This window comes from Clostridium sp. UBA5119 (assembly GCF_002414285.1).
Taxonomy (GTDB): Bacteria; Bacillota; Clostridia; order Clostridiales; family Clostridiaceae; genus Clostridium_J; species Clostridium_J sulfidigenes.
Genome location: NZ_DHYX01000089.1, coordinates 1 through 11,192, shown reverse-complemented (window position 1 = coordinate 11,192; position 11,192 = coordinate 1). Strand labels below are relative to the sequence as shown.

The following is an 11,192-nucleotide window of genomic DNA, read 5'->3' as shown; positions in this document are numbered from 1 at the left end:
AAGTTATATTTGACCAAGCTAAGGCAGGAGACAAGGTAGCTTGTAAAGTAATTGGTAGAATGACAAATTATTTAGCTATAGGGATTATGAATATTATTTCTATAATAGATCCTGAAGTTTTTGTCATAGGAGGTGGGTTATCAGCTACAGGAGAGTATCTTATTTCTATGTTAAGGGAAAAAGTATCTCAAATAACTTATTATAAAGGTATGGATGTAGGGAAAATTTTATTATCTGATATTGGAAATGATGGTGGTATTATAGGAGCAGCTTCTTTGGGTAAATATAGATAAAAAATATATATTTAATAAAAGCATCTATGGATATAAATAGTATTCCATAGGCGCTTTTATTTTTCTTCACAATTTATTCATAAAATATTTTGAAAAAATCTAAAATTNNTTATATGTATAGCACATATAAAAAAAATATGAAATTTTCAAATAAAGGTTTATTTTTTTTGAAGTTTGTATTATTATATAAATAAAGACGAATAATAAATGAGTTATATTATGTAATGTTCGTATATATTAAAGGGGGATACGTTAAATGAATAAAATATTCACCATTTATGTTGAAAAAAAATCAGAATTTAATAAGGATGCACAAGAAGTGTTAAGAGAAGTTAAAAACTTATTATCAATAAAAAGCATAAAGGATATAAGGTTAATAAATAAATATGACATTTGTGGTATTACAAGTGAAGAGTTAGAAGCAATAAAACATACCGTATTAAGTGAAAAAAATACCGATAATATATATGAGGAAGATATAGATTTAGAAGGAAGTAATTACTTTGTAGTTGAATATCATGAAGGTCAGTATGATCAAAGGGCTGATTCAGCAGCTCAATGTATTCAATTAATTACACAAAAGGAAGCTCCACAAGTTAAGACAGCGAAAGTAATAGCTTTATATGGAGAGATTACCCAAGAAGAACTTAAGAAAATTAAGAATTATTATATTAATTCTGTAGATTCTAAGGAAAGTTCCCTAAAGAAAAAAGAAATTATAATGGAAGACCAACAATTGCCATCAGAAGTAGAGATAATAGATGGATTTATAAATATGAAAGAAAGTGAATTGCAGAATTTTTTAAAGGAAAGAGGGTTATCTCTTAATATTGGAGATATAGCTCTTATAAGAGATTATTTTAAAAAAGAAGATAGAAATCCTACAATTACAGAAATCAAAGTATTAGATACTTATTGGTCAGATCACTGTAGACATACCACTTTTCAAAGAGTATTGACAGATGTAGATTTTGAAGAAGGAAATTATATAGAGCCTGTAAAAAAAGGTTTTGAAATATATAAAAATTACAGAAGCGAATTATATAAAGATAGAGAAAAGCCAATAACTTTGATGGATATGGCAGTTATAGCTATGAAGAAGCTAAGAAAAGATGGAAAACTTGAAAAATTAGATGAATCTGAAGAGATAAATGCATGTAGTATAGTTATCGATGTGGATGTTAATGGTAAGCTAGAAAAGTATCTTCTAATGTTTAAAAACGAAACGCATAATCATCCAACAGAAATTGAACCTTTTGGAGGCGCCTCAACTTGTCNNGGAGGAGCCATAAGAGATCCACTATCAGGTAGAAGTTATGTATTTGGAGCTATGAGAATTACTGGTTCTGGAGACCCAAGAAAAGCCATAGAGGAAACTTTATTAGGTAAGCTTCCACAAAGAAAGATTACTAAGGAAGCAGCAAAGGGATATAGTAGCTATGGAAATCAAATTGGACTTGCTACAGGATATGTAAGGGAAATTTATGATGAAGGGTATGTAGCTAAGAGAATGGAAGTGGGAGCAGTGCTTGGAGCAGCTCCTGCAAAAAATGTTATTAGAGAAGTGCCAACTTCAGGAGATGTAGTAATATTACTTGGCGGAAGAACAGGAAGAGATGGAATTGGTGGAGCATCAGGATCATCTAAGGAGCACAATGAAAAATCCATTGATAACTGTAGTTCAGAAGTTCAAAAGGGGAATGCACCTACAGAGAGAAAAATCCAGAGATTATTTAGAAAAAATGAAGTTACAACATTGATAAAGAGATGTAATGATTTTGGCGCTGGTGGAGTTTCTGTAGCTATTGGAGAACTTGCCGATGGTATTAAAATTAACTTAGATAAAGTTAAGAAAAAATATGAAGGTTTAGATGGAACTGAATTAGCTATATCAGAGTCACAAGAAAGAATGGCTGTAGTGGTTTCGCAAAAAGATGTAAAGAAATTTATAACTCTTTGTGAGGAAGAAAATTTAGAAGCTACAGTAGTGGCAATGGTTACTGAAGAAAAATCCATGATTATTACATGGCAAGGAACAGAAATAGTTAATCTAAAGAGAGATTTCTTAGATACAAATGGGGCTAGTACTTATGGTAAGGTTCAGGTTACTGCACCAAAAGAAGAATATAACTACTTTAACAAGAAAAATACTAAGTTATCATTAAAGGAAGCTTTTGAAGAAGTGTCTAAGGACTTAAATGTGATGTCACAAAAGGGTCTTATGAATATATTTGACTCCACCATAGGAGGAAATACAGTATTAATGCCATATGGAGGAGAAACTCAAAGAACTCAAGTGGATGGGATGGTATTTAAGATACCAGTGGAAAATGGAGAAACTACTACTACAGCTTTAATGGCCCATGGTTTTAATCCTAAAATTTCGAAATGGAGTCCTTTCCATGGAGCATTATATGCAGTGGTAGAGAGTGTTACTAAACTAGTAGCTTTAGGTGGAGATATAAATGGAATTCACCTTTCTTTCCAAGAATATTTTGAAAAGTTAGGAGATGACCCTAAAAAGTGGGGAAAACCATTTGCAGCATTACTAGGAGGGCTTTATGCGCAGCACAATTTAGAAATAGCAGCAATAGGTGGCAAGGATAGTATGTCTGGAACATTTAAACACCTAAAGGTTCCGCCTACATTAATAAGTTTTGCTGTGACTACAGGAAACACAGAAAATACAATAAGTAATGACTTTAAGAAAGTTGGAAGTAAAGTTATAGTTGTAAATGCTCCTATAAAGGAAGATTTTACTCCAGATTTTAAAGTGTTAAATAATAACTATAGATTGGTAAGTGAACTAATAAAGTCAAGAAAAATTTTAGCAAGTGGAAGCATAAATTATGGTGGTGCTTTAGAAGCTATTTCTAAAATGTGCTTTGGAAATAACATAGGTATTGAATTAAATGATAAAGTATCCATGGAGCAGTTTAAAGGATTTGGGTATGGATCTATCATACTAGAAGTTAACCAGGATTTTAATATGAATAATGAAAACATAATTTATCTTGGAGATACAATAGAAGAACATGCAATAGTAAGAGTAAATGAAAAAATTAACTTAAATAAGTTAGCTAGTTCATATGAAGATGGCCTTGAAGAAATTTTCAATAAAAATTACGGAAAAGATAAAATAAATCATCTTGAAATGAAGGACGAAATTTTAATTGATAGAAGCAAAAGAGATGAAAGTTTAAAAGTATCACCAATGATTAAGATTGCAAAACCTAAGGTGCTTATTCCCATTTTTCCTGGAACAAACTGTGAATATGATTGTGAGAGGGCTTTCTTAAAAGCAGGAGCATTGGTTGAAACTGTAATATTTAATAATTTATCTCCTAAACATATAGGGCAATCTATATTAAATATGGAGAAAAATATAAAAGAATCTCAAATAATTATGTTACCTGGAGGATTTTCAGCGGGAGATGAGCCAGATGGTTCAGGTAAGTTTATAAATGCCATATTTAGAAATGAAAGAGTTAGAAATGCTGTTATGGAGTTATTAAACAATAGAGATGGCTTGATGCTAGGAATTTGCAATGGATTCCAAGCTCTTATAAAACTAGGACTTGTACCTTATGGAGAAATAAGGGATATTGTTGAAGATAGCCCAACTTTAACCCATAATTTAATTGGAAGTCACCAAAGTACTATAGTAAATACTAAAATAGTGAGTAATAAATCACCATGGCTTAGTGAGTGTAATGAAGGTGAAATTTATAAAATTCCAATTTCTCATGGTGAAGGAAGATTTGTTGCCAATGAAAATGTGGTTAGAGAATTATTTAAAAATGGTCAGGTTGCAACTCAGTATGTAGATAATAGCGGTAATCCAACCTATGATATAAGTTTTAACCCAAATGGATCTGTATATGCAATTGAAGGAATCACAAGTATAGATGGAAGAGTATTTGGAAAGATGGCTCATAGTGAGAGAGTAGGAAATGGTGTTATAAAAAATGTATTAGGTGAACATGATATGAAAATCTTCCAGAGTGGAGTGAAGTATTTTAAATAAAATTTTTAGATTTGGAGGAAAACTAAATGAAGGTAGCAATTATATTTGGAAGTAAGTCAGATACAGAGGTAATGAGAGGTGCAGCAAAATGCTTAAGAGAATTTGATATCCCTTTCCAAGCTCATGTGTTGTCAGCTCATAGAGTACCAGAAAAATTAACAGAAGTTTTAAAAAAGTTAGAGGAAGAAGGGTGTGAAGCAATTATAGCTGGAGCAGGGCTAGCAGCTCATCTTCCAGGAGTTATAGCTTCAAAAACTATTATACCAGTAATCGGGGTTCCAATAAATGCAGCTATAAATGGCGTGGACTCTCTTTATTCAATAGTACAGATGCCAAAATCAATTCCAGTGGCTACTGTAGGAATAAATAATAGTTATAACGGTGGAATGATGGCAGTACAAATGCTTTCAGTAAAATACCCAGAAATTAAAGATAAATTAAAGGAATATAGAAAAAGTATGAAAGAAAATTTTATAAAGGAAAATGAAGCGGGGGTAGAATTATAATGGATATGAAAAATTTTATTTATGAAGGAAAAGCAAAGAGAATATTTAAAACTGAAAAGGAAGATGAAGTACTAGTTTACTACAAGGATGATGCAACAGCTTTTAATGGCGAGAAGAAGGCATCAATATCTTCAAAGGGAATACTAAATAATACTATCAGTTCTATAATCTTTGAAATGCTAAAAGAAAAAGGAATAAAGACTCACTTTGTTGAAAAAATTAGTGATAGAGAACAAATATGTAAGAAGGTAGATATAATTCCGCTAGAAGTTATAGTTAGAAATATAGCTGCTGGAAGTATGGCTAAGAGATATGGGGTTGAAGAGGGTACAGAGCTTAAGACTACGGTACTTGAAATTAGCTATAAAAATGATGATTTAGGAGACCCTTTAATGAATGACTATCATGCTATGGCCTTAGGAATAATTACAAAAGAGGAACTTGATTATATATATGACCAAGCTTCTAAGGTAAATAAAATACTTACTGAATTTTTCTTAAACCAAGATATAAAATTAGTAGATTTTAAATTGGAATTTGGAAAACTTAATGGACAAATATTACTAGCAGATGAAGTTTCTCCAGATACATGTAGATTATGGGATATTAAAACAGGAGAAAAACTTGATAAAGATAGATTTAGAAGAGAGCTAGGAGATTTAGTAGAAGGATATACAAAGGTGCTTGAAAGAATTAAGTAATTAATCATTGGCAAGAGTATTATTTAGGAGGAAACAGTAATGGATTTTAAGTTTAAGGCTTCTAGTTACGATGGATATGAGTGTTATGATGAAGATAAATTTCATGATGAGTGTGGAGTATATGGTATATATAGTAAAAAGGATAATTTAGATGTGGCAAAAAGAACATATTATGGTCTTTATGCCCTTCAACATAGAGGTCAAGAAAGTGCAGGAATAGNNTGCCATAAGGATATGGGTCTTGTATCTGAAATATTTAGTAAGAAAACCCTAAAGGAATTAAAGGGGTATGGTGCAATTGGGCATGTAAGGTATTCTACAGCAGGAGGAAGTTCATTAAAAAATGCTCAACCGCTTATGGGAAAATTTAAGCTAGGAAACATTGCTATAGCTCACAATGGAAATTTAACTAATGCTGATATCATTAAAGAACTTTTAGAAGAATCAGGGTGTATGTTTCAAACATCTACTGATACTGAGGTAATTATAAACCTTATTTCTAGAGGGGCTAAGAAAGGTATACTTCAAAGTGTAATTGATTCTATGCAAGCAATAAAAGGTTCCTTTGCTATTGTAATATTAACTGAAAATGAGTTAATAGGAGTCAGAGATCCTTATGGAATTAGACCACTATGCCTTGGTAAAATAAATGAAAGTTATGTATTAGCATCAGAAAGTTGTGCACTTAATGCTACAGGTGCTGAATTTATAAGAGATGTTGAGCCTGGTGAAGTAGTTGTAATTAATGAAGAAGGTGTAAAATCCATAAAGTTTGGTGAAAAATCTAAGCTTGCCACTTGTTCCTTTGAATATATATATTTTGCAAGACCAGATAGTGTTATAGATGGAATTAGTGTTAATAATTCTAGATATAAAGCAGGAATTAAGCTTTATGAAGTGGCACCTGTGGAAGCTGATATAGTAGTTGGGGTACCAGATTCAGGAATGTCAGCTGCAATGGGATATGCAAAGGCATCAGGTATACCTATAGATATGGCACTTATTAAGAATAAGTACATTGGAAGAACTTTTATAGCCCCAACACAAGAAGAGAGAGAGGCTTCTGTAAATGTTAAGCTTAATGTGATAAAAGAAAATGTTTTTGGTAAAAGAGTGGTTTTAATAGATGATTCTATAGTGCGCGGAACCACAAGTAAGAGATTGGTAACTATGCTTAAGGAAGCTGGGGCTTCAGAAGTTCATTTTAGAGTTTGTTCTCCTATGGTTAAATATCCTTGTTATTATGGTATTGATATACCTTATAGAAGTCAGCTTATAGGTGAAAAAATGAATGAAAAAGAAATAGGGGAAGTTATTGGAGCAGATAGTCTAGTCTATCTTTCAAAAGAAGACTTATTAGAATGTCTTGATAGTGACCATGGGTTTTGTTGTGGATGTTTTGATGGAGAGTATCCAATATCAGCACCAGTTAAATTTTAGTAAGGAGTGATATAGAATGATAACATATAAAGATGCAGGGGTTAATATAGAAGAAGGTTATAAAGCTGTAAAACTTATGAAAGAATATACAGCAAGAACTTTAACTTCATCGGTTTTAAATGGGATAGGAAGTTTTGCTGGAATGATGAAGCTACCGGAAGGATATAAAAAACCTGTACTAGTTTCAGGTACTGATGGAGTAGGAACTAAGATTGAAATTGCAATTAATCTTAAAAAATTTGATACAGTAGGTATAGACTGTGTAGCTATGTGTGTTAATGATATTCTATGTCATGGTGCTAAGCCTTTATTTTTCCTAGATTATATTGCTTGTGGAAAATTAGATTCTCTAATAGCTAGTGATATTGTAAAAGGTGTTAGTGAAGGATGTCTACAAAGTTATGCTTCACTTATTGGAGGAGAAACAGCAGAAATGCCAGGAATGTATAATTTAGGAGATTATGATCTTGCAGGATTTGCTGTTGGTATTGTAGATGAAGATAAAATTATAGATGGAAGTAAAATTAAAGAAGGGGATGCACTTATAGGCATAGCTTCTTCTGGTGTACACAGTAATGGATATTCCCTTGTAAGAAAAGTTGTTGAGAATTATGATGAAGTCCTTGAAGGAAGAACCTTAGGAGAAATTCTATTAGAACCAACAAAGATATATGTTAAGCCAGTATTAGCACTTATGGAGAAATTTGATATCCACGGAATGTCACATATAACTGGTGGTGGATTTTATGAAAATGTACCAAGAATGTTTAAAGATAACTTTACAGCAGAGATAAAAAAGGACTCTTTCCCAAGACAACCTATATTCCAATATTTAATTAATAAAGGCGTAGATGAGTATCATATGTTTAATACATTTAACATGGGAATAGGTATGGTTCTTGCGGTAGATAGCTCTGTTAAAAATGATGTGATTAATGAACTTAAAGCTCTTGGAGAAGAAGCTTATGAAATAGGTAAAGTACAAACTGGAGGTGGAGGAGTTTGCTTAATATAGCAGTATTAGTTTCTGGTGGAGGAACTAATCTCCAGTCTATCATTGATAACATTAAAAATGGATATTTAAAAGATGTAAATATTAAGTATGTCATAAGTGATAGAGAAGGAACCTATGGAATAGAAAGAGCTAGAGCATACAATATTGATACTTTAGTTTTAGATAGAAATATATATAAGAAAGAGCTAAGCAATAAAATTTATGAAGTATTAAAGGATAAGGTGGATTTAATTGTTCTTGCGGGATATTTATCAATTATATCAGCTCCTTTAGTAGATGGTTTTAAAGAGAAAATAATTAATATTCATCCTTCACTTATTCCAAGCTTTTGTGGAAAAGAAATGTATGGAATTAAAGTTCATGAAGCTGCAATAGATTATGGTGTAAAAGTTAGTGGATGTACAGTACATTTTGTAGATGAAAATACAGATACAGGAGCTATAATTATCCAGAATGTAGTAAATGTAAAATCAGATGACACTCCAGAAAAGCTACAAAATAGAATATTAGAAGAAGAACATAAAGCTTTGCCATTAGCTATAAAGCTTATGAGTGAGCATAAGATTTTTATAGAGGATAGAAAAGTTATTATAAAGGAGTAATGGAATTATGAAAAGAGCTTTAATAAGTGTTTATGACAAGAATGAAATTGTAGAGTTTACAAAATTCTTAGTAGAGCATGGGATAGAAGTTATATCTACTGGTGGTACCTATAGTCTTTTAAAGAAAAATAACATAGAAGTTAAAGAAGTAGCAGAAGTTACAAAGGCAGCGGAAATGTTAGATGGAAGAGTAAAAACACTACACCCTGGAGTTCATGGAGGTATCCTTGCTATTAGAGATAATGAGGAACATATGAATACTTTAAAAGAAAGAGAAATAGATACTATAGATTTAGTATGTGTTAATCTATATCCTTTCTTTGAAAAAGCTAATGAGGGATTAACCTTTGAAGAAACAGTAGAATTTATAGATATAGGTGGTCCAACAATGCTTAGAAGTGCTGCTAAAAACTTTAAAGATGTGGTAGTAATAAGTGATGTAGAAGATTATAAAATAGTTATGGAGGAAATGAAGGAAAGTGGAGAAGTTTCCTTTGAAACTCGTAAATATCTTGCTATGAAGGTATTTAACTTAACCACAGCCTATGATAGCGCAATATGTGAATACTTATTAAACCACATGGATAATAAGGATAAGCATTCAAATAAGTATTTATCCTTATCTTATGAAAAAATGGAAGATTTAAGATATGGAGAAAATCCTCATCAACAAGCTTCTGTATTTACTAATACAAATAAAATTGGAATGCTTAATAATATTGTAATATTAAATGGTAAGGCACTTTCTTACAATAATATAAAGGATATGGATATAGCTTGGAAAGTAGTAAATGAATTTGAAGGAATTACCTGTTGTGCTTTAAAACATAATACACCATGCGGAGTTGCGGTGGGGGATTCTGCTTTAGAAGCTTATAGTAAAGCATATAGTTGTGATAATGTTTCAATTTTTGGAGGTATAGTAGCTATTAATACTAAAGTAACTAAAGAGGCAGCAGAAGAAATGAAAAAAACTTTCTTAGAAATTGTTATTGCGCCTGAGTTCGAAGAAGAAGCTTTAGAACTACTTAAAACAAAGAAAAATCTAAGAGTTATAAAATGTACGAGTAAACCAAGTGATAAAAAAGAAGTTATTTCTGTAGATGGAGGTATATTAGTACAGGATGTAGATAGAAAGCTTTATGAGGAAGTAAAAGTAGTTACAGAAGCAAAACCTTCAAAGGAACATATGAGTGATATGATATTTGGAATGAAGGTTTGTAAATATGTAAAGTCCAATGCTATAGTAGTAGTTAAGGATGGTATGGCTAAGGGAATAGCTGGTGGACAAGTTAATAGAATTTGGGCTACAACTCAAGCTATAGATAGAGCTGGAGATGGAGTAATCCTTGCTTCTGATGGGTTCTTCCCATTTAGAGATTGTGTAGATGAAGCTAGTAAACATAATATAAAAGGAATAATTCAGCCAGGTGGATCTATGAGAGACAATGAGAGCATTGAGGCATGCAATGAGTATGGCATACCTATGGTTTTATCAGGAATGAGACATTTTAAACATTAGTATCCTATAAGTTAAACTTGAGGTGATTTTATGAAAATTTTAGTCATAGGAAATGGTGGAAGAGAACATGCTATAGCATGGAAACTCGGTGAGAGTGATAAGATTTCAAAGATATATTGTGCTCCAGGAAATGGTGGTACTTCTATGGAACATAAATGTGAAAATATTAATTTAACAGATAATGATAAACTTTTAAACTTTGCTATAGAAAATTCTATAGATTTAACTGTAGTTGGACCAGAGGTATACCTATGTAATGGTATAGTAGATTTATTTAAAAGTTACAATCTAAAAATATTTGGACCAAGTAAGAAAGCAGCAACTCTTGAAGGAAGCAAAACCTTTGCTAAGGAATTCATGAAAAAATATGGAGTTAAAACTGCAGCTTATGAAGCTTTTAGAGATTCAAAGAAGGCTTTAGAGTATTTGGAAAAGGCTGAATATCCAATAGTTATAAAAGCTGATGGACTTGCTGCAGGTAAGGGAGTTGTTATAGCTGAAACTAAGGAAGAAGGAATTTTAGCCATTAATGATTTCATGGTTAATGATACTTTTGGAGGAGCAGGTAAGGAAATTATAATTGAAGAATTCTTACTAGGTGTAGAAGCTTCAATATTAAGTATTACGGATGGAAATACTATAATTCCATTTATATCATCTAAGGATCATAAAACTATATTTGAGGATAATAAGGGACTTAATACAGGTGGAATGGGAACTGTGGCTCCAAACCCATACTGTAATGAAAGTGTTTTAAAAGCCTTTAAAGAGGATATTTTAAAGCCAACGCTTAAGGGGATACAGGAAGAAAATCTAGACTATATAGGAATAATATTCTTTGGATTGATGATTTGCGAAAAAGGAGTATATCTTTTAGAGTATAATGTTAGAATGGGTGATCCAGAAACACAGGTGGTGTTACCTCTTATGGAGAGTTGTTTTATTGATATAATTGAAGCTGCAATAGAAGGAAAACTTAGTGATGATATAGTTAAGTTTAAAAATAAGACAGCTTGTTGTGTTATAGGCTCTTCGAAAGGATATCCGGGGAGATATGAAAAAGGTGAGTTAATTACAGGTGTTGAT

At 31.8% G+C, this 11,192-nt stretch carries 9 protein-coding genes; all 9 read left to right on the top strand.

Annotated elements, in window-relative coordinates; translation table 11 throughout:
- On the top strand, nucleotides 1-293 hold a 293-nt coding region (locus tag B2671_RS13800), incomplete at its 5' end, for an ROK family protein (RefSeq protein WP_346870923.1).
- Nucleotides 294-549: 256 nt separating this feature from the next.
- Nucleotides 550-4,320 (top strand): phosphoribosylformylglycinamidine synthase, encoded by a 3,771-nt coding sequence (locus B2671_RS13795; RefSeq protein WP_346870922.1) that lies wholly within the window; start codon nucleotides 550-552, stop codon nucleotides 4,318-4,320.
- Between the two features lie 26 nt (nucleotides 4,321-4,346).
- Nucleotides 4,347-4,826, top strand: a complete 480-nt coding sequence (purE, locus tag B2671_RS13790; RefSeq protein ID WP_346870921.1) for a 5-(carboxyamino)imidazole ribonucleotide mutase — start codon at nucleotides 4,347-4,349, stop codon at nucleotides 4,824-4,826.
- Nucleotides 4,826-5,527 (top strand): phosphoribosylaminoimidazolesuccinocarboxamide synthase, encoded by a 702-nt coding sequence (gene purC, locus B2671_RS13785; protein ID WP_346870920.1) that lies wholly within the window; start codon nucleotides 4,826-4,828, stop codon nucleotides 5,525-5,527. Before purE ends, purC begins: the two co-directional genes overlap by 1 nt.
- Nucleotides 5,528-5,566: 39 nt before the next feature.
- Entirely contained in the window at nucleotides 5,567-6,967 is a 1,401-nt protein-coding gene (gene purF / locus B2671_RS13780) for an amidophosphoribosyltransferase (protein WP_346870919.1), read from the top strand.
- Nucleotides 6,968-6,983: 16 nt separating this feature from the next.
- Nucleotides 6,984-7,982: a phosphoribosylformylglycinamidine cyclo-ligase gene (gene purM, locus B2671_RS13775; RefSeq protein WP_346870918.1), complete on the top strand. Its 999-nt coding sequence runs from the start codon at nucleotides 6,984-6,986 to the stop codon at nucleotides 7,980-7,982.
- Nucleotides 7,970-8,584, top strand: coding sequence for a phosphoribosylglycinamide formyltransferase (gene purN, locus B2671_RS13770; protein WP_346870917.1), 615 nt, complete (start codon nucleotides 7,970-7,972; stop codon nucleotides 8,582-8,584). Before purM ends, purN begins: the two co-directional genes overlap by 13 nt.
- 4 nt (nucleotides 8,585-8,588) lie before the next feature.
- Entirely contained in the window at nucleotides 8,589-10,106 is a 1,518-nt protein-coding gene (gene purH, locus B2671_RS13765; RefSeq protein ID WP_346870928.1) for a bifunctional phosphoribosylaminoimidazolecarboxamide formyltransferase/IMP cyclohydrolase, read from the top strand.
- 30 nt (nucleotides 10,107-10,136) lie between these two features.
- Nucleotides 10,137-11,192: phosphoribosylamine--glycine ligase (gene purD, locus B2671_RS13760; RefSeq protein WP_346870916.1), on the top strand; the 1,056-nt coding region annotated here is incomplete at its 3' end.

Coding starts and splice junctions, on each gene's coding strand:
- purC (WP_346870920.1), top strand. CDS start 4,826: ATGGATATGAAAAATTTTATTTATGAAGGAAAAGCAAAGAGAATATTT.
- purE (WP_346870921.1), top strand. CDS start 4,347: ATGAAGGTAGCAATTATATTTGGAAGTAAGTCAGATACAGAGGTAATG.
- purM (WP_346870918.1), top strand. CDS start 6,984: ATGATAACATATAAAGATGCAGGGGTTAATATAGAAGAAGGTTATAAA.